The sequence below is a fragment of the Nitratireductor basaltis genome (assembly GCF_000733725.1).
GTDB classification, from domain to species: domain Bacteria; phylum Pseudomonadota; class Alphaproteobacteria; order Rhizobiales; family Rhizobiaceae; genus Chelativorans; species Chelativorans basaltis.
Genome location: NZ_JMQM01000002.1, coordinates 358,420 through 378,896, shown reverse-complemented (window position 1 = coordinate 378,896; position 20,477 = coordinate 358,420). Strand labels below are relative to the sequence as shown.

At 60.5% G+C, this 20,477-nt stretch carries 26 protein-coding genes; 14 read left to right on the top strand and 12 right to left on the bottom strand.

The window, feature by feature from the left end; genetic code table 11:
• Positions 1-30 precede the first annotated feature (30 nt).
• Complete coding sequence (ykgO, locus tag EL18_RS14210; RefSeq protein WP_007008283.1) at positions 31-156, bottom strand: type B 50S ribosomal protein L36; 126 nt, start codon at positions 154-156, stop codon at positions 31-33.
• Between the two features lie 212 nt (positions 157-368).
• Between ykgO and EL18_RS14205 the strand changes: the two genes are divergently transcribed.
• On the top strand, positions 369-764 hold the full coding sequence (locus EL18_RS14205; RefSeq protein WP_036486438.1) for a lysozyme inhibitor LprI family protein: 396 nt from the start codon (positions 369-371) through the stop codon (positions 762-764).
• Positions 765-770: 6 nt separating this feature from the next.
• Here EL18_RS14205 and EL18_RS14200 read toward each other — a convergent pair whose 3' ends face one another.
• The 3 genes from EL18_RS14200 to EL18_RS14190 all read right to left on the bottom strand — a co-directional run bounded on the left by EL18_RS14200 (position 771) and on the right by EL18_RS14190 (position 2,685).
• Positions 771-1,856 carry a 5-(carboxyamino)imidazole ribonucleotide synthase gene (locus EL18_RS14200; RefSeq protein WP_051914303.1) on the bottom strand — a complete coding sequence of 362 codons (1,086 nt, stop codon included), beginning with the start codon at positions 1,854-1,856 and terminating at the stop codon, positions 771-773.
• Positions 1,853-2,344, bottom strand: coding sequence for a 5-(carboxyamino)imidazole ribonucleotide mutase (gene purE / locus EL18_RS14195; RefSeq protein WP_036486425.1), 492 nt, complete (start codon positions 2,342-2,344; stop codon positions 1,853-1,855). The genes EL18_RS14200 and purE overlap by 4 nt, the downstream gene beginning before the upstream one ends.
• 131 nt (positions 2,345-2,475) lie before the next feature.
• The gene (locus tag EL18_RS14190; RefSeq protein ID WP_036486423.1) at positions 2,476-2,685 is read right to left on the bottom strand and encodes a YdcH family protein; all 210 of its coding nucleotides are present in this window, start codon (positions 2,683-2,685) and stop codon (positions 2,476-2,478) included.
• Positions 2,686-2,895: 210 nt separating this feature from the next.
• On the opposite strand from EL18_RS14190, the gene EL18_RS14185 reads away from it, so the two are divergent.
• Positions 2,896-3,075, top strand: a complete 180-nt coding sequence (locus EL18_RS14185) for a YdcH family protein (RefSeq protein ID WP_036485658.1) — start codon at positions 2,896-2,898, stop codon at positions 3,073-3,075.
• Positions 3,076-3,172: 97 nt separating this feature from the next.
• Here EL18_RS14185 and EL18_RS14180 read toward each other — a convergent pair whose 3' ends face one another.
• Positions 3,173-4,423, bottom strand: coding sequence for an MFS transporter (locus tag EL18_RS14180; protein ID WP_036485656.1), 1,251 nt, complete (start codon positions 4,421-4,423; stop codon positions 3,173-3,175).
• A gap of 95 nt (positions 4,424-4,518) precedes the next feature.
• Positions 4,519-4,713, bottom strand: coding sequence for a DUF1192 domain-containing protein (locus EL18_RS14175; RefSeq protein ID WP_036485654.1), 195 nt, complete (start codon positions 4,711-4,713; stop codon positions 4,519-4,521).
• 127 nt (positions 4,714-4,840) lie between these two features.
• On the opposite strand from EL18_RS14175, the gene EL18_RS14170 reads away from it, so the two are divergent.
• The gene (locus tag EL18_RS14170) at positions 4,841-5,848 is read left to right on the top strand and encodes an NAD(P)H-quinone oxidoreductase (protein WP_244444608.1); all 1,008 of its coding nucleotides are present in this window, start codon (positions 4,841-4,843) and stop codon (positions 5,846-5,848) included.
• Positions 5,849-5,851: 3 nt separating this feature from the next.
• Here the strand turns inward: EL18_RS14170 and EL18_RS14165 are convergent, their stop codons facing one another.
• The 4 genes from EL18_RS14165 to EL18_RS14150 form a co-directional block, all read right to left on the bottom strand.
• A complete protein-coding gene (locus tag EL18_RS14165) occupies positions 5,852-6,430 on the bottom strand; it encodes a GNAT family N-acetyltransferase (protein WP_036485652.1) in 579 nt (192 codons plus the stop codon).
• 101 nt (positions 6,431-6,531) lie between these two features.
• Positions 6,532-7,272, bottom strand: a complete 741-nt coding sequence (locus tag EL18_RS14160; protein ID WP_036485651.1) for a Bax inhibitor-1/YccA family protein — start codon at positions 7,270-7,272, stop codon at positions 6,532-6,534.
• 210 nt (positions 7,273-7,482) lie between these two features.
• Entirely contained in the window at positions 7,483-10,065 is a 2,583-nt protein-coding gene (locus EL18_RS14155) for an ABC transporter permease (protein WP_051914385.1), read from the bottom strand.
• A gap of 28 nt (positions 10,066-10,093) precedes the next feature.
• A complete protein-coding gene (locus EL18_RS14150) occupies positions 10,094-10,789 on the bottom strand; it encodes an ABC transporter ATP-binding protein (protein WP_036485649.1) in 696 nt (231 codons plus the stop codon).
• An 81-nt stretch (positions 10,790-10,870) separates the two neighbouring features.
• On the opposite strand from EL18_RS14150, the gene EL18_RS14145 reads away from it, so the two are divergent.
• Together EL18_RS14145 and thpR are read left to right on the top strand one after the other, a co-directional pair.
• Positions 10,871-11,578 (top strand): arylesterase, encoded by a 708-nt coding sequence (locus EL18_RS14145; protein WP_051914383.1) that lies wholly within the window; start codon positions 10,871-10,873, stop codon positions 11,576-11,578.
• A 40-nt stretch (positions 11,579-11,618) separates the two neighbouring features.
• The gene (thpR, locus tag EL18_RS17640) at positions 11,619-12,215 is read left to right on the top strand and encodes an RNA 2',3'-cyclic phosphodiesterase (RefSeq protein ID WP_081871249.1); all 597 of its coding nucleotides are present in this window, start codon (positions 11,619-11,621) and stop codon (positions 12,213-12,215) included.
• Here the strand turns inward: thpR and EL18_RS14135 are convergent.
• Positions 12,119-12,637: a low molecular weight protein-tyrosine-phosphatase gene (locus EL18_RS14135; RefSeq protein ID WP_036485645.1), complete on the bottom strand. Its 519-nt coding sequence runs from the start codon at positions 12,635-12,637 to the stop codon at positions 12,119-12,121. The two genes, thpR and EL18_RS14135, sit on opposite strands and share 97 nt — an antisense overlap.
• Positions 12,638-12,680: 43 nt before the next feature.
• Between EL18_RS14135 and EL18_RS14130 the strand changes: the two genes are divergently transcribed.
• The 4 genes from EL18_RS14130 to EL18_RS14115 all read left to right on the top strand — a co-directional run bounded on the left by EL18_RS14130 (position 12,681) and on the right by EL18_RS14115 (position 15,523).
• Positions 12,681-12,974 carry a 4a-hydroxytetrahydrobiopterin dehydratase gene (locus tag EL18_RS14130; RefSeq protein WP_036485643.1) on the top strand — a complete coding sequence of 98 codons (294 nt, stop codon included), beginning with the start codon at positions 12,681-12,683 and terminating at the stop codon, positions 12,972-12,974.
• Positions 12,975-13,020: 46 nt separating this feature from the next.
• Positions 13,021-13,395 (top strand): YkvA family protein, encoded by a 375-nt coding sequence (locus EL18_RS14125; RefSeq protein WP_036486415.1) that lies wholly within the window; start codon positions 13,021-13,023, stop codon positions 13,393-13,395.
• A 256-nt stretch (positions 13,396-13,651) separates the two neighbouring features.
• Positions 13,652-14,152, top strand: coding sequence for an invasion associated locus B family protein (locus EL18_RS14120; protein ID WP_036485641.1), 501 nt, complete (start codon positions 13,652-13,654; stop codon positions 14,150-14,152).
• A gap of 147 nt (positions 14,153-14,299) precedes the next feature.
• A complete protein-coding gene (locus EL18_RS14115; protein WP_036485639.1) occupies positions 14,300-15,523 on the top strand; it encodes an argininosuccinate synthase in 1,224 nt (407 codons plus the stop codon).
• Positions 15,524-15,852: 329 nt separating this feature from the next.
• Here EL18_RS14115 and EL18_RS14110 read toward each other — a convergent pair whose 3' ends face one another.
• Positions 15,853-16,668 (bottom strand): lytic murein transglycosylase, encoded by an 816-nt coding sequence (locus tag EL18_RS14110; RefSeq protein ID WP_036485636.1) that lies wholly within the window; start codon positions 16,666-16,668, stop codon positions 15,853-15,855.
• A 195-nt stretch (positions 16,669-16,863) separates the two neighbouring features.
• Here EL18_RS14110 and EL18_RS14105 point away from each other — a divergent pair, with 195 nt between their 5' ends.
• The 5 genes from EL18_RS14105 (at position 16,864) to EL18_RS18095 (ending at position 20,397) form a co-directional block, all read left to right on the top strand.
• Positions 16,864-17,541, top strand: coding sequence for a DUF1236 domain-containing protein (locus EL18_RS14105; protein ID WP_036485634.1), 678 nt, complete (start codon positions 16,864-16,866; stop codon positions 17,539-17,541).
• Between the two features lie 287 nt (positions 17,542-17,828).
• The gene (gene ffh, locus EL18_RS14100; protein ID WP_036485632.1) at positions 17,829-19,391 is read left to right on the top strand and encodes a signal recognition particle protein; all 1,563 of its coding nucleotides are present in this window, start codon (positions 17,829-17,831) and stop codon (positions 19,389-19,391) included.
• A 12-nt stretch (positions 19,392-19,403) separates the two neighbouring features.
• Positions 19,404-19,724 carry a chorismate mutase gene (locus tag EL18_RS14095; RefSeq protein ID WP_036485629.1) on the top strand — a complete coding sequence of 107 codons (321 nt, stop codon included), beginning with the start codon at positions 19,404-19,406 and terminating at the stop codon, positions 19,722-19,724.
• A gap of 87 nt (positions 19,725-19,811) precedes the next feature.
• Positions 19,812-20,219, top strand: coding sequence for a 30S ribosomal protein S16 (gene rpsP / locus EL18_RS14090; protein ID WP_036485628.1), 408 nt, complete (start codon positions 19,812-19,814; stop codon positions 20,217-20,219).
• Positions 20,185-20,397, top strand: coding sequence for a hypothetical protein (locus EL18_RS18095; RefSeq protein WP_152553064.1), 213 nt, complete (start codon positions 20,185-20,187; stop codon positions 20,395-20,397). The genes rpsP and EL18_RS18095 overlap by 35 nt, the downstream gene beginning before the upstream one ends.
• The last annotated feature ends 80 nt before the right edge of the window (positions 20,398-20,477 follow it).

The following is a 20,477-nucleotide window of genomic DNA, read 5'->3' as shown; positions in this document are numbered from 1 at the left end:
ATCAGGCCGGCAAAAATGCCAGCCGCAGCATCAGCCCTGACGCGCCTTGAAGCGCGGGTTGGACTTGTTGATGATGTAGATACGGCCCTTGCGACGCACCATGCGGTTTTCACGATGGCGGGTCTTGAGCGCCTTGAGCGAGTTCTTGATCTTCATTGTTCTGCCTGTCCATCAGCCACGCGGCACTTGGCCGTGGCCAGCGCCTTACAACAAAGCGCGCCTTGGTTTTCGGGCGCGCCTGAATTCGCATGTGGCTTTAACGGAGCAACGCCCCTCCTGTCAAGCTTGCCCCGGCCCGCAAACCGGCTTTAATGGTCACGCACTTCAGATCCGATTGCTTGCTTTATGTGAAACCGGGATTTTTTATCATGTCTTTCCGCTTCGTTGCCTGTGCAGCACTCCTGCTCTCCACACTCACCCCCGCAGCAGCACTGGATTGCAGCAATGCGATCACCCAGGCAGAGATGAACCAGTGCACGGCTCAAAGCCTTGAAGAGGCAGACCAGGCGCTGAATGAAGCCTATGGCGAGCTTGTAGCCGGTTATGCCGAACAGGAGGATCTGCGGAACGCCCTGCGTGATGCTCAGCGCGCCTGGATCAGGTTTCGCGATGCGGAATGCGACTTCCGCACCTTTTCAAGCCGCACGGGTTCGATCTACCCCACGGTGCGGGCGGGTTGTCTGGAAGACCTGACAAAGGCGCGCACCGAACAATTGCGCAAGGCGGGGGAGTGCGAGGAAGGCGATCTGTCGTGCAACCCCTGACGCAGGTCAGTCCGCCTTTCGCTTCAGCCGCGTGAAATGACCCATCTTGCGGCCGGGCCGCGCTTCGGCCTTGCCGTAGAGATTGAGCACGACATCCGGCTCGCGCGACAAATCCGGCAGCCGATGCTCGTACGCGCCCAGGAAATTCTCCATTTCGCAGTCCGCAAGGCGCCGCGTGGTGCCCAGCGGCATGCCCGCAACCGCGCGAATATGCTGCTCGAACTGCGAACAGCTACACGCGGCTTCGGTCCAGTGACCCGAATTATGAACGCGTGGTGCAAATTCGTTCACGATCGGTCGCCCGTCTGGAAGAACGAAAAACTCGACACCGATGACCCCGACATAATCCAGCGACGTCAGGATCTGCTCTGCAATGCTGCGTGCTGCAACTGCCGTATCGGCGCTGCAGGCTGCCGGAACGATTGACTGGTGCAGGATGCCGTCACGGTGGATGTTTTCCGCCGGATCATAGCTTGCAACCGCGCCGTCCACCGCCCTGGCCGCGATGACGGAGATCTCTCGCTCGAAATGCACGAAGCCTTCCAGTATGAGGGGCACATTGCCCATTTCGGCAAAGACATTCTTGGCGTCATCGACAGATGCATTGCGAAAGACGCGCTGTCCCTTGCCGTCATAGCCGAATCGCCGCGTCTTCAACACGCCATTGCCGTCAAAAGCCTTCAGCGCAGCTTCGAGCCCTGCCTGATCGTCCACGGACTTGAATGGCGCGGTCTCGATGCCGCTGGAGTTGAGAAAGAGCTTTTCGGCCAATCGATCCTGCGCGGCCTCCAAAGCCTCCGGCGGCGGATAGACAGGCGTCGCTTCGGCGAGACTGCGGGCCGTTATGACCGGAACATTCTCGAACTCGTAGGTGATGACGTCACTTGCCTCCGACAGCCGCTTCAGGCCGTGAGGATCGTCATAAGCCGTCGCGATAAGCTCACCTGCCACCTGACCGGCGGGACAGTCTTCCTGCGGCTCGAGAACCACGGTGCGGTAGCCCAGCCGCGCGGCAGCGGTCACGAGCATCCGCCCAAGCTGCCCGCCCCCCACAATTCCGATCACACTGCCGGGAGGAAGCATATTCTTCATGCGTCATCCACCGGCTTTTCCGCGACATTGGCAGCCTGCTTCGCGCGCCAGGCATCAAGCCGGTCAGCCAACGCCTCGTCATTGAGGGCGAGCACGGCGGCTGCCATCAATGCGGCATTCACCGCACCGGCTCTCCCGATCGCCAGGGTCCCAACCGGAATTCCGGCCGGCATCTGCACGATGGAAAGGAGTGAATCCTGACCGGACAGCGCCTTGCTTTGAACAGGCACGCCGAAGACCGGCAGCGGTGTGAGTGCGGCGGCCATGCCGGGCAGGTGGGCTGCACCGCCCGCACCCGCAATGATCACCTTGAAGCCTTCCCCGCGAGCGCCCTTGGCAAATTCATAGAGACGGTCCGGGGTGCGATGAGCCGAAACAATGCGCGCATCAAACCCGATCTCCAGCGCATCAAGCGTTTCGGCGGCATGGCGCATCGTGGCCCAGTCCGACTGGCTGCCCATGATGATGGCGACATCGCTTTGCTTCATGATGATCCTCATCCGCCCGAATTTGCAGATCGCTCTAGCGCATTTTGAGCGTCACGCAAATGTCTGGACGTTCAGACGAAAGCGATTGCCACAGATGAAGCCTGTGCAAAAGCCGCCCCGTCAATGCGAGGTCAGGCGATTATGTCCGGGATGATCTGGTCTTCCAGCTCCTGCAGACGATCCTTCAGCGACAGTTTCTTCTTCTTCATGCGCTGGATCTGAAGCGGGTCGCAGCCTGTCGACATCATCGCGTTGATGGCCGCATCGAAATCCGCATGTTCCTGCTTTAGGCGGGCAAATTCCAGCCGGATGTCGGCCTGTTCCTGTTCCGAATGGTTCACGGTCGAAAAGCTCCGCTCGGTGCTGAAAGCCCGCCTGCAGCTCGGTTCGCCGCGCGGGCCATGGCCCCATATCACATTTTGCCGACGAGCGGAATCCTACCACTGAATGTTCGACAAGCGGCCACACGAATGGCACAGTTGCTTCCTACCGTCTGATATGGGGCGGGTTGGCGTTCAGACGGACCACGAGGAACGGAAGGAGAGCCTACCATGTCGCTTGATTCACATCTTGAAGAACTGCAGCGCAAGCACGGAGATCTTCAGCGTGAAATCGACGAAGCATTATTGCATCCCTCGGTGGACGAGCTTGAAATAGCCAGGCTCAAACGGCGCAAGCTGGCGATCAAGGACCAGCTTGAAACCCTGCGGAAACCGCATACTCACCACTGACATAGCCAACCATTCCGGGCACCTGGCTGCCCGGAACTTCTGACCGCGGTGCGCCACCCGTATCGCGGTCTTTACACGCCTGTATGACAGATGGCTTTCAAAGCTGCTGCTCGTCCTCATCCACGCGCGGATCAAGAACGATGGTTTGCGGCGTGACGGTGCGCTCCGAGGGAAGTGCGGTAAAGGCTTCCCTCTCTTCAACCGGCACGGGCGCACGCTGAGCAACGCGGAAGAGCGCATAGCCGGCAACCCCCAGATGCGCGACACCTGTCACAAGAAACAGGCTCTCCGCCCGCAGGAACTGCATCATGACACCCGCAAGGATCGGCCCGGCCATGGTGCCCGCTCCATAAAGCAGAAGAAGCCCGCTCGAAACCTTCACGAAATCACTCGAATCGGCATGGTCATTCGCGTGTGCGACGACGATTGAATAGAGCGTGTAAGCAAGCAGCCCATAGAACGCGACGAGTGCGATGATGATCGAGCCCGAGCGCGGCGCCATGGCGAAGATGACGATTGCAACAAGGGCTGAACCGACGGCAGCTGCGGCCAGCACGTAACGGCGATCCGTCCTGTCGGACAGGCGACCGGCGGGGAGCTGGGCAAGCGCCCCAGCAAGAACCGCAATACTCATCATGATCGCGATTTCGAGCGTGCTGATTCCCACTTCCGCGCCGTAGACGGCGCCAAGCGTGCCCCATGCACCATTGGCGATGCCAATCAGGAGACAACCCACGAAAGCGACGGGCGAATTGGCGTAAAGTCCCTTCAGGTCTATGGATACATCGGCCAGCGGTGCAGGCGTGATCGCGGTGGAGATGGCGGTAGGCAGAAGCGCCAGGCAGAACAAGATGCCGGTGAACATGAAGAGCATGGCGTTCGAGACATCACCCAGCGTCACCACCATCTGCCCGACCATGATCGCCGCATGGGTTACCATCATGTAGATGGCAAAGACACTGCCGCGCGTCTCGTTCGTGGCGCGCTCGTTGAGCCAGCTCTCGATCACCATGAATGCACCTGCCATGACAAAACCGGTACCAACCCGAAGGACGAACCAGAAGATCGGGTCGATGAACATGCCCGACAGCAGTGCGATGATGGCAGCCCCAGCCGCAAAGGCACCGAAGGCCCGCACATGTCCAACGCGCCGCACCAGGCGCGGTGCCAGATAGCACCCTGCGATGAAGCCGCCCGCCCAGGCGGTACCAAGCAGGCCGAGCGATGCGGGCGAGAAACCTTCGATCTGACCACGCAGCGGCAGGAGCAAGCCATGCAGACCGGAAGCACTGAGAAGGAATGCAGTGCCAAACAGGAGAGCTACGATGGGGCCGATAGAAGAAATCATGGCTGGTCCGTTTCGCTTGTGCCAGTCAGGCGGAGGGTTGGCAGTATGTGGGTGAACTTCAAGGGTGAGTCGCGTACAGCAGGCTGGTGACACGCCTAGCCGTTTTTGAAAAGCGCTTCGGCCGCGGCTTTCGTGCTGTCACGTGAGGCAATCTCCCGCTCGATGCGTGTGATCTCTTCCTTCAGGACGGCGGCAATCTGCTGAAGCTCGTCGATGGAAATTCCGTAGAGGTCCTGTCCCGGTTGGAAACGCCGCGCGCTCCGGGTGGTTTCATCATCAGGCTCTGCCATTCTCATTCCTCCATTTGCCGAGCGGCAGCTTGCACCATAAATAGGCTTGATCGCACGATTCAATCCGAACCGATTGTGGTGCCAGTTTGGCACCGCGTTCGCCTGCCAGCAATGCAAGGATCGCCCCATGTCCGCAACCAGCCTGCCAGATGTGATGACCGCCATAGCAATCAGCGAGCCCGGCGGCCCGCGCGTGCTGAAGCCGGTGGAACGTGCCGTACCGCGTCCGGGCGAGGGCGAGATATTGATCAAGGTGCAGGCAGCGGGTGTAAACAGGCCGGATGTTGCACAGCGACAGGGCCTTTATCCACCGCCCCCGGGCGCATCGGATCTGCCCGGGCTCGAAGTTTCAGGCACCGTTGCCGCCTGCGGCCCGAATGTGCGTCGCTGGCAGGTGGGCGACGAGGTGACTGCTCTGGTGCCCGGCGGCGGCTACGCGCAATATTGCCTGACGCATGAGTCCAACGCCCTTCCCCTGCCCCACGGCTTCACCTTTACCGAAGCCGCCGGCCTTCCCGAAAACTACTTCACCGTCTGGCACAACGTGTTCCAGCGCGGCGGCCTGACGGAAGGCGAGACATTTCTGGTCCATGGCGGATCGTCGGGAATCGGAACGACGGCAATTCAGCTTGCAAAAGCCTTCGGTGCGAAAGTGATCACCACTGCGGGCTCGGACGAAAAATGCAATACCTGCACCGAACTCGGCGCGGACCGGGCCATCAACTACAAGACCGAAGACTTCGTTGAGGTGGTCAAGGAGGTCACCGACGGCCGCGGCGCGGACGTGATCCTCGACATGGTCGGTGGCGACTATGTGAACCGCAACTACTCCGCTGCTGCACTCGACGGCCGCATCGTGCAGATCGCATTTCTGGGTGGTGCAACCGCCGAGGTGAATTTCTCCAGGCTCATGGTCAAGCGGCTAACCCATACGGGCTCGACGCTGCGCCCGCGCTCCACTGCATTCAAGGGCCGGATCGCCAATGAGCTGGAAGCCCATGTCTGGCCACTCCTCGCCGCGCGCAAGATCGCTCCGGTCATGGACATGATTTATCCGCTGACCGAGGCATGGCGTGCTCACGAGCACATGGAGGAAAGCAACCATATCGGCAAGATCATGCTCGACGTGGCCTGAGTATCAGGCCTTGGCGAGGTCGCTCTTGCGGAAATGTCGCTCCGGCACGCTTTCCGGATCGGGCGGCGTCTGGTTTCCGCCATTCAGCTCCAGCTGCATGAACGTGGTGTCCAGCCAGCGGTTGTGCTTGTAGCCACTGCCGACCAGAACGCCGCAATGGGTGAAGCCGCAAGAGGTGTGCAGGCGCACTGACGGGCTCTTTTCCGAACCATCGCCGATAACGGCCAGGAGCTGGCGGTAGCCGCGATTGCGGCACTCGGCGATCAACGCATGCATGAGCTTCTTGCCAAGCCCCTTCCCCTGCGCATCCGGCGCCAGATAGATCGAGTCTTCCACCATGAAGCGATAGGCGGGACGGGCGCGAAACGGTCCACCATAGGCGTAGCCAAGCACGATATTGCCTTCGCAGGCGACAATGAAGGGATAGCCCTCGCCGGTCAGTGCATCGAAACGCCGACGCATCTCCGCCTCGTCCGGTGCTTCCAGCTCATAGGTCGCGGTTCCGTGGTCCACGGAATGGGCGTAGATGCGCGTGATGGCCGGTATGTCTTCATAGGTTGCGGGACGGATGTCGATGGTCATTGAAGTCTCGTTCGTGAGGTGTCGCCGCTATTTCGCACCATCACCACCAAAAGAAAAGGGCGGCCCGAAGACCGCCCTCATCAGCAGACTATGCCAACCTGCTATTCGCGATTGCCCAGGAACTGGAGCAGGAACATGAACAGGTTGATGAAGTCGAGATAGAGCCGCAGCGCGCCCATGATGGCCTTGCGACCGGCGACCAGCGTGCTGTCACCCTCGTAATACATTTCCTTGATCTGCTGCGTGTCATAGGCGGTGAGGCCGGCAAAGACCAGCACGCCGATCACGGAAATCGCGAACTGCAGGGCGCTGGAGCCCAGGAAGATGTTCACGATCGAGGCAAGAATGATGCCGATCAGGCCCATGAACAGGAACGAGCCCATGCCCGAAAGGTCACGCTTTGTAGTGTAGCCCCAGAGCGACAGCGCACCGAAGGATGCGGCCGTGATGAAGAAGGTACGCACGATGCTCTCGCCCGTATAGACGAGGAAGATCGTGGAGAGCGACAGGCCAACCAGCGCCGAATAGACCCAGAAGGTGGTTTGCGCAGCTGCTACGCTCAGCTTGTCGATACGGAAGCTCATGAAGAACACGAGCGCCAGCGGCGCAAGGATCACGACCCAGCGGAAGGCGCTGGCATAGATGAGCTGGCCGAATGCGGTCAGCTGGCCGTCGGAAACAGCCATGTTGTAGGTGGCCAATGCAGCGACGCCGGTCAAAGCCAGGCCAATCGCCATCAGGTTGTACACCTTGAGCATATAGGCGCGCAGGCCCTCGTCTATGGCCGCATCGGCACGAGCGCCGGTGGCCACACGCGCCTGGTAATTGCGAAGGTCAGCCATTGAATTCCTCTTTCTAGCTACTCTCCCGTCCGGTGTCGGCTCGATCAGCCGCTCGCCGCTGGCGGGAGTCCAGCATGCGTGATGTAAATATGATAGCTGTTTGTGTCCACGACAAGACCCACAGTGCTGCAATCGGCAGCGCTGCGACATCTTCATCCATGTGGGAACGCAAAGTTCTCACATGGTTAACGCTTTTCCATACCTGCCCGACTACAAATTGCGCAGGATCGGGGCCGCCTTGTGCCCAAGCACGCGCCAGGTTCCGATCAGGCCGAAACCGACCGTCATCACCAGCGCCAGAACTATCGTCAGAACGGCGACATCGGGGAGAAACTCCCAGGGCAGAGTCATGATCTGCGACACCACGAACCATGCGGCTGCAGTTCCGGCAAGCAGCGCAAAGACCGCTGTTGCCAGCCCAAGCAGCATATATTCCATGGCGAAGGCCGATATCAGCACCCGCCGCGTCGCACCCAGCGTCTTCAATACGACGGCGTCATGAACCCGCGCCCGGTTGCCGGCGGCCAGCGCACCTGAAAGCACCAGAACAGATGCGATCAGTGCCACTGCCGCGGCGGCTCTGATGGCGGTCGCAAGCTGACTGACCAGAGAATTGACCACGTCCAGCGCATCCTTCACCCGCACCGTCGTCACGGTGGGCAGGTTGCGCGTGACTGCATTGAGAAGCGAGGCTTCGCCTTGGGAGGTCGCATTCTCATCGGTAAGCGTCGCCAGCCAGGCATGGGGTGCACCCGCAAAGGTGTTCGGAGAGAATACCATGACGAAGTTCATCGCCAGGGTTTCCCATTCCACTTGCCGGAAACTCGCAATCCTCGCCGTTACGCTGCGACCGAGCACATTCACGGTGATCGTGTCGCCAAGCTCGAGCCCGAGTTCCTTGCCCTCTTCTTCAGTGAAGGAAACGAGTGGCTCGCCCTGGTAGTCGGCAGGCCACCATTCGCCTTCGCTCAAGCTGGAATTTTCCGGCTGGTTGATCGCATAGGTCAGCCCACGATCGCCTCGCAGCACCCACCCGCCCTCAGCCGGAGGCGTGATCTCACGTACATCCACGCCATTGAGCGCGGTGATGCGTCCGCGCAGCATCGGCACCTTGATCAGCTTGCCTTCCGGCGCTTCGTCCTCAACGATCTGCGTGAACTGGTCGACTTCATGCGACTGAATGTCGACAAAGAAGAAGTTGGGTGCGATTTCGGGCAGATTGCCGGAGATCTGACGGCGCAGATTGCCGTCGATCATGGCAAGCGTTGCCAGAAGCGTCAGCCCCAATCCAAGCGCCAGAACGACTGAGGGTGTCAAGGCACCGGGCCGGTGGATATTGCCCACCGCCAGCCGCAGCGCAGTCGACCGAATGCGCGGAGCGCGCCGTGCGAGCCATTGGACCGCGCTCGCCACGAGACGCAGGATCAGGAAGGCAGCGACCATGCCGCCCACAAAGACCATAGCCACCCGCTTGTCTTCGGCATAGGCGATGGCCAGCACGGCCAACAATGCGGCGAGCCCGGCGGACGTAACGAGATAGGAAAGACGCGGCCAGCGACCTGTTGCAATCCCCATTTCGCGGAAAAGCGCCGTGGCCGGCACATCGCGGGCACGCCCCAGCGGCAGCAGCGCAAAGGCAAGCGTGGTCAGCACACCGAAGACCGCTGCCAGGCCGAGCGCCAGCGGATAAAGGCCGGCTTCGCTGGGCACGGGCAGGACATTTGCCAGCGCTGCACTTGCAGCGAACGGCATCAAGGCCGCCAGAACAAGCCCAATTGCGATACCGATCAGCGCAATGATCATGATCTGGATGAGGTAGACGGAAACGACAAAGCCCGCTGAAGCACCGAGGCTCTTGAAGGTAGCGATGACGGTGCGCTTGCCGTCGAGATAGGCCCTGACGGCATTGGCGACACCGACGCCACCGACCACCAGTGCGGTCAGCCCAACCAGGGTCAGGAACTGCGAGAAGCGTTCGACGTTCGAAGCGAGAGACGGCGCTGCGTTCTCCCTCGTCCTCACGCTCCATCCCGCCTCGGGAAACTGGCGACTGGCTTCCTCACGCAAGGCGCGCAAGTCGGTATCCGACACATTTCCATCCAGCCGGATCTTGTAGGTATGCTCCACAAGACTACCCGGCTGCACGAGCCCTGCGGCCTCGAGCCCCTCCAGCGAAATCAGCATGCGCGGGGCAAATCCGAAACCGTCTGAAACCGCGTCCGGCTCATTGGTGATCGTCGCCCGCAATTCGAAGGTCTGGTTGCCCAAAAGCAGTTGATCGCCAAGTTCCAGACCCAGGCGGTCAAGCAGAAGCGGCGCCACTGCCGCACCATGAACATCACCATGAAGGCCGAAAAGCGCCTCATGCGAAAGCGCCGGCTCGGTCTCGAGAACACCGTAGAGCGGGTAGGAAGCGTCGACCGCCTTGGCCTCGACCAGAGCCTGATCGGATGCATCCACGAGGCGGGCCATGGAGCGCATATTCGCGCTTTCGGCGACCTCACCCAGGCTGTTCAGCCACTGCGCCTCTTCGTCCGTCGCCGTCCGCTGGTTCAGTTCGAAGCGGATATCTGCGCCCAGCAGCTCCTGCCCTTGCTCATTGACCGCACTCTGTATGGCGCTGGCGACCGAATTCACACCGCCTATGGCAGCCACACCCAGCGCGATACAGGCCAGAAAGATGAAGAACCCGGACAGCCCGCCGCGCATTTCGCGCAGAGCGAAGCGCAGGGCCAGACGAAAGCCGCCAACGCCCCGGGTCTTGAACCCACCCGCCTCAACGCGGCCTTCCATCGTGGCAGTCTGTGCATCTGCCATTGGCCTACTCCGCCGCCTGGGTGGCCTGAGGCACTTCGATGCGCCCCGATCTCATCGAAACCTGGCGGTCGCATCGTGCGGCAAGTGTCGGGTCATGCGTGACAAGAACCAATGTGGTTCCCCGCTCACGCGCCTTGTCAAAGAGAAGATCGGCGATCTGTCGCCCGGTTGCCTGATCGAGATTACCCGTCGGCTCGTCTGCAATCATGATCGCAGGCGCCGGTGCGAGTGCACGCGCTATGGCCACACGCTGCTGCTCACCACCAGACAATTCCCCGGGATAATGGGTCACGCGATCCTTCAGCCCGACCGCGGCGAGCTCTTCGCCTGCAAGCTTGAAGGGATCTGGATGACCTGCAAGTTCCAGCGGCACCGCCACATTTTCCAGCGCCGTCATGTTCGGGATCAAGTGGAAGGACTGGAAGACAATGCCGATGGTGCGGCCCCGAAAGGCAGCGACCGCATCCTCCGATAGGATGTGCAGGCTCTCACCCGCCACATGCACTTCGCCTGCATCCACGCGCTCCAAGCCAGCCATGACCATCAGCAGGGTGGACTTCCCGGAACCCGAGGGACCGACGATTGCCGTCGATTGGCCTTTTTCGACCTGCAGGCTGACATCCTTGAGGACGTCCACCGAAGAAGCGCCCTCTCCAAGGCGCAAACGAAGATTCTTGAGGGCGATCACGGGTACTGTCACGGGCGGGTCGTCCTATATAGGCAAAAAGGGTCGGGCGCTTCAGTGCTGACATTGGAACCCGGCAAATATGGGATGTGCCAGATGTTATTGAAAGACTCGGCTTCGTTTAAAATCGCCAGGAACCTGCCATTGCTGCTACTTGTCGCGGTCTTCGCGGCCTTTTGCACGGCTGCAAGAGCGGAACCCGTGCGCATTGTCGCGCTCGGCGACAGCCTGATGGCCGGCTACCAATTGCCTCCGGGCGAAAGCGTGCCGGATCGGCTCGAGGAAGCCCTGCGCGCCAACGGCTATGACGTGGAAGTTGCGAATGCCGGCGTGTCGGGGGACACCACGTCCGGCGGACTTTCGCGTCTCGACTGGTCCGTTCCGCAGGAAGCCGATCTCGTGATCGTGGAACTCGGCGCCAATGACATGCTGCGCGGCATCACGCCCGAGGCGACAAGGAAGAACCTGGCCCAGATCATCGACCGGCTGAAGACGCGCGGGCAGATCGTGCTCCTGGCCGGTATGTATGCCGCACCCAATCTGGGCGCAGATTATCAGGAGAGGTTCAACGCCATCTTTCCAAACCTTGCGGAAGAAAAACAGGTGGCGCTGATGCCCTTCTACATGGAAGGCGTGGCAGCCGAACGCGACCTGCTGCTTTCCGACGGCATGCATCCAAACGAGAAGGGTGTTGCGCGTATTGTCGAGAACCTCCTTCCCCATGTGGAAGAGCTTCTCGATCAACAGGCTGCGGACAACTCTGAGCCAAACGAAAAACAGCTTGCCCAGCCCACGGAAGAATGATTCGATTCCTGTCAGACATAGAGATTCGGGGAGGTCGCTTATGCCGCGCCTGTTTTCCGCCCTCGAGATTCCGCGCGATGCCGCGCTATCACTCTCGCTCCTGCGAGGTGGTCTGCCCGGAGCCCGCTGGATCGATGTCGAAAACTACCATCTGACATTGCGATTCATTGGAGACGTGGAAGGTCACGTCGCCGACGAGGTCGCCAATGCGTTGGACAGAATTCGGCGGCCCTCCTTCAATCTGACGCTTTCGGGCGTCGGTGCATTCGGGCAGAAAAAACCACATTCCATATGGGCAGGCGTTGCAGCCTCACCGGATCTACACGCGCTGCAAGGCGAAATCGCCCGCATCTGCCAGAGACTTGGCCTGAGCCCGGATCCACGGAAATTTACGCCCCATGTCACACTGGCGAGACTGCGCAATGCCAGCCCTCATGCGGTCGCGCATTACCTGTCCGCGCGCGGAAATTTCCAAACTCTCCCCTTCCGGGTCGGGCGCTTTGTCCTGATGTCGTCGAGAGATTCGGTCGGCGGTGGACCCTACGTTATCGAGGAAGCCTGGCCTCTCATCAGTGCCGAGCCTTCACGTTCGGCAAATCTGGTGGCCAGCGCTTCCGATGCTTCGCGGATCATCTGATAGACGGTCTCAAAGCCCTCATCGCTGCCATAAAAGGGATCGGGCACGTCCACCTCGCCCAAGCCCGCATATTCCATGAAGAGATGTGCCTTGGTGGGCGCATTCAGCGGGCTGAGCTGGCGCAGGACCCGCAGATTACGCGCATCCATGCACATGACATGGTCAAAGCGACTGAAATCCGCAGGTTCCACCTGCCTGCCGCGCAACCCGCTGATATCCACGCCGTGACGGGCAGCAACGGCAATTGCACGCCGGTCGGGCGCTGCTCCGATATGCCATGCCCCCGTTCCTGCCGAGTCCAACCGGAAACGGTCGCCCAGGCCATGCTCGTCGAGAACGTCGCGAAAAACACCCTCGGCCAGGGGTGAACGGCAGATATTGCCAAGGCAGACGAAAAGCACTGAAATGGAACTGTCGGACAAGCGGCTATCCCGAAACGAGCAATTGATATGGAGCACTTATAGCATGACTGTGGAAAAGCTCGACCCCAAGACCGCTAAGGAAAAGCTTAGCGAACTTGACGGCTGGGAAGTGGAAACGGCTGGCGATGCCATTGTCCGCGGCTTCCGCTTTTCCGACTTCTCGGCAGCCTTCGCCTTCATGACTCGCGTTGCTCTGATCGCAGAAAAGATGGACCACCATCCCGAATGGAAGAATGTCTATAACCGCGTGGATATCCGGCTCACGACCCATGATGCTGGCGGCTTGAGCACGCGCGACATCGCCATGGCCCAGGCGATCGACAGGATCGCCCCGTGATCCCGGTCTTGCATATACGGCGTTGCCCCCCACATGAAATGTCATGATGGACGATGTGAAAATTGGCGAGATTCTCGAGCCCGGCGATGAGCGCGAGAACCAGACGCGCGAAGAGCGGGTAAGGGCAAAGTTCTGGAAGACCGCCACCAAGGCTGCGCGCCAGCTCCCGTTCATGGAAGATCTCGTGGCCGGCTATTACTGCGCGCTCGACCGCCAGACGCCTGCTCGCGTGCGGGCTGTTCTGCTGGCGGCACTGGCCTATTTCGTGCTCCCCTTCGACACGATACCGGATGTGATCCTGGGCCTCGGCTTCACCGACGATGCCGCGGTCCTGGCTGCCGCTCTCAATATGGTGCGCAGCCACATCACGCCGGCCCACCGTCTTGCCGCCCGCCAGGCGCTGGAAGACGGACCAAACTGACAATTCGCGTAAACGCCTCGCTGGAACCCAGTCAAAATCTTGCCTTTTTCATCCGGTTGAACCAAGGGAATGGGGCATTCGGGGCGTTCTCAATGAGCGTCAGTTCAAAAACTTTGGGGGCCGATGTGGCAGGTGCGGATGCCGCTTCACCCTTTGGTAACCCTGATTAAATAATGATGAAGTGAACTTCATCGCGGACACACACTTCCCGTCCCGCACTCGTCATTCACGGCAGACAAAGATACGGTTAAAAAAAATGCGTGGAATTATCTCGTCGCTCATTCTTCTCGCCGCTGTCGCCACGGGTGGTTCGGCATTCGCTCAGGCAAAGGCAGTTTCCCAGCACAATGACTGGGGCGTCTACAGCTACCAGTCCGACAACGGCAAGGTTTGCTATGTCATGAGCGTTCCGAAGGAAAAGACCCCGGCGAGCCTCAATCACGGCGACATCTTCTTCTTCGTCAGCCAGAAGCCGGGCCAGAACGTTGCCTATGAGCCCCAATTCATCGCCGACTACACCCTGCAGGAAGGTTCCAAGGTAACCGTCACCGTTGGCAGCCGCAGCTTTGCCATGTTTACCCAGGGCAAATCCGCATGGCTGGAAAATGCCGCCGAAGAGCCGCAGCTCGTGGCAGCCATGAAGGCAGGAACTGACATGAAGGTGGCAGCGAAGTCCGGTCGTGGCAACGACACCGGCTACACCTTCTCGCTCTCCGGCATCACGGCCGCACTCAACGCGATCCAGAACTGCCAGTGATACTCTCGGGGCGCTTCGGCGCCCCAAACTCCTTGCGCAGGCAGCCTGTCTTGCTCCCGCGTCTTTTCCTGATAAAAGTCGGGCCGAATTCTTCACTCGCCGCCAAGGCGATCTGGGGCACCAGGCACCACAATACCGGAAAAGACCATGGCTGATCTCAAAGACGTAAAGAAGGTCGTGCTTGCCTATTCGGGCGGGCTAGACACCTCCATCATCCTCAAATGGCTTCAGACGGAGCTTGGCGCGGAGGTTGTCACCTTCACTGCCGACCTCGGTCAGGGCGACGAGCTGGAGCCGGCGCGCAAGAAAGCCGAACTGCTCGGCATCAAGGAAATCTACATCGAGGATGTGCGCGAGGAATTCGTGCGCGATTTCGTCTTCCCGATGTTCCGCGCCAACGCGCTGTACGAGGGCGTCTATCTGCTTGGCACTTCCATCGCCCGTCCGCTGATTTCCAAGCGTCTTGTCGAGATCGCAGAGGAAACCGGTGCCGATGCCATCGCTCACGGTGCGACCGGCAAGGGCAACGATCAGGTCCGTTTCGAGCTTTCCGCCTATGCGCTGAACCCCGACATCAAGGTGATTGCGCCCTGGCGTGACTGGACCTTCAAGTCTCGCACCGACCTTCTCAACTTCGCCGAGGCGCATCAGATTCCGGTACCGAAGGACAAGCAGGGTGAAGCTCCCTTCTCCGTCGACGCCAATCTTCTGCACTCCTCTTCCGAGGGCAAGGTGCTGGAAGATCCGTGGGCAGAGCCGCCGGAATATGTTCACCAGCGCTCCGTCTCGCCTTTCGATGCGCCGGACGAGCCGACGGAAATCACAATCCAGTTCGAGAAGGGTGATGCGGTCGCCATCAATGGCGAGGCACTGTCGCCTGCCACGATTCTGGCACGCCTGAACGACCTTGGCCGCGACAATGGCATCGGGCGTATCGACCTTGTCGAAAACCGCTATGTCGGCATGAAGTCGCGCGGCGTCTACGAAACGCCAGGCGGCACGATCCTTCTCGCCGCCCACCGCGCGATGGAATCGCTGACCCTCGACCGTGGTGCTGCTCACCTGAAGGATGAGCTGATGCCGCGCTATGCCGAGCTCATCTACAACGGCTTCTGGTTCTCGCCGGAGCGCGAGATGCTGCAGGCGGCTATCGACAAGAGCCAGGAAGACGTGGAAGGCGAAGTCCGCCTCAAGCTCTACAAGGGCAATGTCATCGTTACCGGTCGCAAGTCCGACAAATCACTCTATTCCGACGCCCTCGTGACATTCGAGGACGACCAGGGCGCCTATGACCAGAAAGACGCAGCCGGCTTCATCAAGCTGAACGCCCTGCGCCTGCGTACGCTGGCAGCAAGGAAGCGCGGCCGGTAATCCGGCAGCCTCAAGCACTCAACGAAAAAGCCGGAGGCGAAGCCCCCGGCTTTTTCTTTGTCGCATATCGAGCCGACCGCTCCGCCGGCCCTGCGCTATGGCTCCGGGCGTTTGGCGCTCAGAAAGCCAAATCATTGGCTTTCTGTCCGCTGCGCGGAACGCTCTGCCGGCCCTACGCTATGGCTCCGGGCGTTCGTCGCTCAGAAAGCCAAATCATTGGCTTTCTGTCCGCTGCGCGGAACGCTCTGCCGGCCCTACGCTATGGCTCCGGGCGTTCGTCGCTCAGAAAGCCAAATCATTGGCTTTCTGTCCGCTGCGCGGAACGCTCCTCACCCATCGATTTCCTTGGCTATGATGGCGATGGCCTGCTGATAGACGCTGGCTGCGTTCCAGCCCTGGATCGCGCGGAAGTTTGGCTGACCCGGCTGGTAGCCAGCACCGGCACGCCAGCCATGGGCGCGTAGGAAGTTGGCGGTGGAAGCGAGCGCGTCCGCAGACGAGCGGATCATGTCCACGCGGCCATCGCCATTGCCGTCAACGCCGTATTTCAGTGCATTTCCCGGCAGGAACTGAGTCTGACCGATCTCGCCATGGGCCGCACCCTTGGCATCGGCGCTCATCATGCCGCGATCGATCATGGTCAGCGCGCCATAGAGATGGCCTGTAAAGAACTCCGAACGGCGGCAGTCATAGGCAAGCGTTGCCACCGCAGACAGGATGTTCTGGTTGCCAAGAAAGCCACCGAAACCGGTTTCCATGCCCCAGATCGCCAGAAGCGGGCCAGCCGGCACACCGTAGCGACGCTCGATATTGGAAAGCATCTTGCCGTGCTTCTTCTTCATGCTTTTGCCACGCGAGATGATCGCATTGGCGCCCCGCTTCTGCATGAAACTGTTCAGCGAGAGCTTGAAGCTTTTCTGGCCGCGGTCGGCTGCGATCGTCTTGGACGCATAGCGCGTGCTCTTCAACGCGCCCAATGCACGCTGGCCGACACCACGTGCTGCCGCTTCCTGGGTGAACTGCGCCTTCCAGTTTTCAAAACCTGCAGCGTTGTTGCCACATTGCGCTGCATATGCCCCACCTGATGCAAGCAACGCACCTGCTACCACAGTGGCAGCAAGTGCCATCCTGCCCCGCAAAGCCATGATTCTCTCCTTGATCGATGAAATTGATTTGGCGCGATGTTGCCAGCCTTCGGGCACAAAGTCACCTTAAGTGCGGCAGATGACGACAAATTGCGGCGCGATTGTGCTTGAGGCGTGACTTCTTCGAGACACAGGGAACCGGAATGCAATCCAGGTTGTTCGATGGCTCATCAGCTCTGGAGAAGGAGAACTCCCATGAAGTCCATCGCACTCAAATCCGGCATCGCCGGCGCAGCACTTGTAGCAATGTCCGGCATCGCTTCTGCGGAAGTCATGGCCAAGGCCACGACCGACCTGAACATCCGCTCCGGCCCCGGCCCCCAATATGAGGTGGTTGGCGTGATTGGTGCCAGCGAAGACACCAATGTCGGCGGCTGCATTGATGGCAGCAAGTGGTGCCGCGTGTCCCACGACGGCATTGAAGGCTGGGCCTATTCCGACTACCTGACCGCTTCGTTCGACACGGGCGAAACCGTTGTCCTGACCGAGCGTCCGGCAACCGCCGTTCCTGCCGTGACCTATGAATCGACCGCCAGCACCGGTGCAGGTGCGGCAACAGGCGCAACGACAGGCGCCGTAGCCGGTGCCATCATCGGCGGCCCGGTCGGCGCAGTGGTTGGCGGCGCAGCAGGTGCTGTTGCAGGTGGCGCAGTCGATACGATCTCCGCACCACCGGCCGAGGTTCGCACCTATGTCCAGTCCAATGCCGTCGAACCGGTCTATCTGGAAGGTGAGGTTGTTGTCGGCGCAGGCCTGCCGGAGACCGTCGAGATCCGTGAGATCCCGGACTACGAATATCGCTATGTCTATGTGAACGGTCAGCCGGTACTGGTTGAGCCGGAGAGCCGCCGCATCGTCTATGTGATGCGTTAATCGGTTCCAACTTGAGCTAAAAGCGCCGCCGGATCCCCTCCGGTGGCGTTTTTCTTGACTCAAGCGCGCAATTCCTGTTTAGAGCGCTGAACTTTCCGCGACGAGTGCAAACTCCGAGCAACCGACCAGGGCGCCTGTCTTCGATGACATCGATGGTGATCCTGGAGGTCAACACCCGGCAGCGCGATGCGCCCCCGGGTGCTTTTCGGCTGTTCGCAAGGGTTTAAGGCGCCGCGCGGAACCATTACTTCTCGGGTCAGACTGACTCGAGATCATGAGGAACGCGGATGTTTGAATCGCTTCAGGAGCGCCTTGGCTCCATCCTGAATGGCCTGACAGGCCGCGGCGCGCTTTCGGAGGCCGATGTCTCCGCTGCGCTGCGCGAGGTTCGCCGTGCGCTGATCGAGGCGGATGTCGCGCTCGATGTCGTGCGTTCCTTTACCGACCGCGTGAAGCAGAAGGCCGTCGGCGCAGAAGTCCTGAAATCGGTGAAGCCTGGCCAGATGGTCGTCAAGATCGTCCATGACGAGCTTGTCGAGATGCTGGGCTCCGAAGGCGAGACCATCGATCTCAATGCGCCTGCCCCGGTCGTCCTCATGATGGTCGGCCTGCAGGGTTCGGGTAAGACCACCACCACCGGCAAGATCGCCAAGCGCCTGACGGAGCGCCAGGGCAAGAAAGTCCTGATGGCCTCGCTCGACACGCGCCGGCCGGCAGCCCAGGAACAGCTCAGGCAGATCGGCGAACAGATCGATGTGGCCACACTGCCCATCGTTCCAAGCCAGACGCCCGTCGACATCGCCAAGCGCGCCGTTCAGGCAGCTAAGCTCGGCGGTCATGACGTCGTCATTCTCGATACCGCCGGTCGCACCCATATCGACGAGCCGCTGATGGTCGAGATGGCCGACATCAAGAAGTCGGCCAATCCGCATGAAATACTGCTGGTGGCCGATTCGCTTACCGGTCAGGACGCCGTCAATCTCGCAACCAACTTCAATGAACGCGTCGGCATTACCGGCCTCGTTCTCACCCGCATGGATGGTGACGGCCGTGGCGGTGCCGCCCTTTCCATGCGCGCGGTCACCGGCCAGCCGATCAAGCTGATCGGTGTCGGCGAAAAGATGGACGCGCTGGAGGAATTTCATCCCAAGCGCATCGCCGACCGCATTCTGGGCATGGGCGACATCGTCAGCCTCGTCGAGAAGGCTGCCGAGACCATCGACCAGGAAAAAGCCGCTGCAATGGCCAAGAAGATGCAGGAGGGGAAGTTCGACCTGAACGACCTCGCCGATCAGCTTGCGCAGATGCAGAAAATGGGCGGCATGGGTGGCATCATGGGCATGATGCCCGGCATGGGCAAGATGAAGGACCAGATGGCTGCCGCCGGCCTCGACGACAAGATGTTCGGCCGCCAGATTGCCATCATCCAGTCGATGACGCCGAAGGAGCGTTCGAATCCCGAACTCCTGAAGCATAGCCGCAAGAAGCGCATTGCCGCCGGTTCGGGCACGGATGCGGCCCAGATCAACAAGCTTCTGAAGATGCACCGCCAGATGGCCGACATGATGAAAGCCATGGGCGGCAAGGGCAAGAAGGGCGGCATGATGCGCGGCCTCATGGGCGGCATGGCCGGCAAGATGGGTCTGGGTGGCATGGGTGGAATGGGCGGCATGCCCGACCTGTCCAAGATGGACCCCAAGCAGCTTGAAGCCCTGCAGAAGCAGGCTGAAGCATCAGGCCTTGGCAAGGGCCTGCCCCAGGGCGGCCTGCCGAAAGGTCTTCCCGGCATTGGCGGCGGCGGCCTTCCGGGTCTGCCCGGTGGCCTTCCCGGCCTGCCGAAGAAGAAATAGAGGGGCAAGGTCATGGATCAGGCAAAAGCGAAGCTTCTGGAACTGCGCGCGTCGATCGACAATATCGATGCAGCCCTTATTCATATGCTGGCCGAGCGCTTCCGTTGCACCAAGGCGGTGGGCCACCTCAAGGCCGAGCATGAGCTTCCGCCAGCCGACCCGGCCCGCGAGGCCCAGCAGATCGAGCGTCTGCGCCGTCTGGCCGACGACGCCAATCTCGATCCTGACTTCGCAGAAAAATTCCTGAACTTCATCGTGAAGGAAGTCATCCGCCACCACGAGGCGATTGCTGAGAGCCACGGGAACGGCGAGGGGGAGAAGGTAAGCACCTGATCCGAATTTATCCGGGCGGCACTGAAGCGCCCGAAAGCAGATCTCGGTCCGCAAGACCGAAACAGCCATTATCGAAAGGAAGAAAACATGGCACTGAAAATTCGTCTGGCCCGTGCGGGCTCCAAGAAGCGCCCCTACTACCACGTCGTGATTGCTGACGTGCGCGCACCGCGCGACGGCCGCTTCATCGAGCAGGTCGGTTCCTGGAACCCGATGCTGCCCAAGGATGGCGAGCGCGTGAAGCTCAACGAAGAGCGCATCAAGCATTGGCTCGACAACGGCGCGCTGCCGACCGACCGCGTGCTGCGCTTCCTCGCAGATGCAGGCCTTGCCGAGCGCTCCGAGCGTTCCAACCCGAACAAGGCAAAGCCGGGCAAGAAGGCTCAGGAGCGTATCGACGCTGCCAAGCAGGCCGAGGAAGAAGCCAAGGCAGCCGCAGCGGAAGCAGAAGCGGCAGCCAATGAGGCTCCTGCTGAAGAAGCTGCAAGCGAATAAGCTTCAAGCTTTGATGGCGGGTCATGCACCCGCCATCATCGTTTCGGCGGCCCGAGGGCGGCAGAAACAACGATTATTCCGCCCCGCAGCCAAAAGCTGGAAAGACAAACCTTCTTTCAATCCGGTTGCTGGTATAGGCATTTCTGCAAATCTGGCGCGGGCAATGGCGCCGGAGTGATGCCTGGATAGCTTTCGTTTACTGGCAGATATGTCTGAAGCGACCTAGATGCGACAACGAAGCTGATCGTCCGAAAGGAA

What these genes read in the sequence shown, in the direction of transcription:
- ykgO (WP_007008283.1), bottom strand. Translation starts at nt 156, where the DNA reads ATGAAGATCAAGAACTCGCTCAAGGCGCTCAAGACCCGCCATCGTGAA.
- EL18_RS14205 (WP_036486438.1), top strand. Translation starts at nt 369, where the DNA reads ATGTCTTTCCGCTTCGTTGCCTGTGCAGCACTCCTGCTCTCCACACTC.
- EL18_RS14200 (WP_051914303.1), bottom strand. Translation starts at nt 1,856, where the DNA reads ATGAAGAATATGCTTCCTCCCGGCAGTGTGATCGGAATTGTGGGGGGC.
- purE (WP_036486425.1), bottom strand. Translation starts at nt 2,344, where the DNA reads ATGAAGCAAAGCGATGTCGCCATCATCATGGGCAGCCAGTCGGACTGG.
- EL18_RS14185 (WP_036485658.1), top strand. Translation starts at nt 2,896, where the DNA reads ATGTCGCTTGATTCACATCTTGAAGAACTGCAGCGCAAGCACGGAGAT.
- EL18_RS14180 (WP_036485656.1), bottom strand. Translation starts at nt 4,423, where the DNA reads ATGATTTCTTCTATCGGCCCCATCGTAGCTCTCCTGTTTGGCACTGCA.
- EL18_RS14175 (WP_036485654.1), bottom strand. Translation starts at nt 4,713, where the DNA reads ATGGCAGAGCCTGATGATGAAACCACCCGGAGCGCGCGGCGTTTCCAA.
- EL18_RS14170 (WP_244444608.1), top strand. Translation starts at nt 4,841, where the DNA reads ATGTCCGCAACCAGCCTGCCAGATGTGATGACCGCCATAGCAATCAGC.
- EL18_RS14165 (WP_036485652.1), bottom strand. Translation starts at nt 6,430, where the DNA reads ATGACCATCGACATCCGTCCCGCAACCTATGAAGACATACCGGCCATC.
- EL18_RS14160 (WP_036485651.1), bottom strand. Translation starts at nt 7,272, where the DNA reads ATGGCTGACCTTCGCAATTACCAGGCGCGTGTGGCCACCGGCGCTCGT.
- EL18_RS14155 (WP_051914385.1), bottom strand. Translation starts at nt 10,065, where the DNA reads ATGGAAGGCCGCGTTGAGGCGGGTGGGTTCAAGACCCGGGGCGTTGGC.
- EL18_RS14145 (WP_051914383.1), top strand. Translation starts at nt 10,871, where the DNA reads ATGTTATTGAAAGACTCGGCTTCGTTTAAAATCGCCAGGAACCTGCCA.
- thpR (WP_081871249.1), top strand. Translation starts at nt 11,619, where the DNA reads ATGCCGCGCCTGTTTTCCGCCCTCGAGATTCCGCGCGATGCCGCGCTA.
- EL18_RS14130 (WP_036485643.1), top strand. Translation starts at nt 12,681, where the DNA reads ATGACTGTGGAAAAGCTCGACCCCAAGACCGCTAAGGAAAAGCTTAGC.
- EL18_RS14125 (WP_036486415.1), top strand. Translation starts at nt 13,021, where the DNA reads ATGGACGATGTGAAAATTGGCGAGATTCTCGAGCCCGGCGATGAGCGC.
- EL18_RS14120 (WP_036485641.1), top strand. Translation starts at nt 13,652, where the DNA reads ATGCGTGGAATTATCTCGTCGCTCATTCTTCTCGCCGCTGTCGCCACG.
- EL18_RS14115 (WP_036485639.1), top strand. Translation starts at nt 14,300, where the DNA reads ATGGCTGATCTCAAAGACGTAAAGAAGGTCGTGCTTGCCTATTCGGGC.
- EL18_RS14110 (WP_036485636.1), bottom strand. Translation starts at nt 16,668, where the DNA reads ATGGCTTTGCGGGGCAGGATGGCACTTGCTGCCACTGTGGTAGCAGGT.
- EL18_RS14105 (WP_036485634.1), top strand. Translation starts at nt 16,864, where the DNA reads ATGAAGTCCATCGCACTCAAATCCGGCATCGCCGGCGCAGCACTTGTA.
- ffh (WP_036485632.1), top strand. Translation starts at nt 17,829, where the DNA reads ATGTTTGAATCGCTTCAGGAGCGCCTTGGCTCCATCCTGAATGGCCTG.
- EL18_RS14095 (WP_036485629.1), top strand. Translation starts at nt 19,404, where the DNA reads ATGGATCAGGCAAAAGCGAAGCTTCTGGAACTGCGCGCGTCGATCGAC.
- rpsP (WP_036485628.1), top strand. Translation starts at nt 19,812, where the DNA reads ATGGCACTGAAAATTCGTCTGGCCCGTGCGGGCTCCAAGAAGCGCCCC.
- EL18_RS18095 (WP_152553064.1), top strand. Translation starts at nt 20,185, where the DNA reads ATGAGGCTCCTGCTGAAGAAGCTGCAAGCGAATAAGCTTCAAGCTTTG.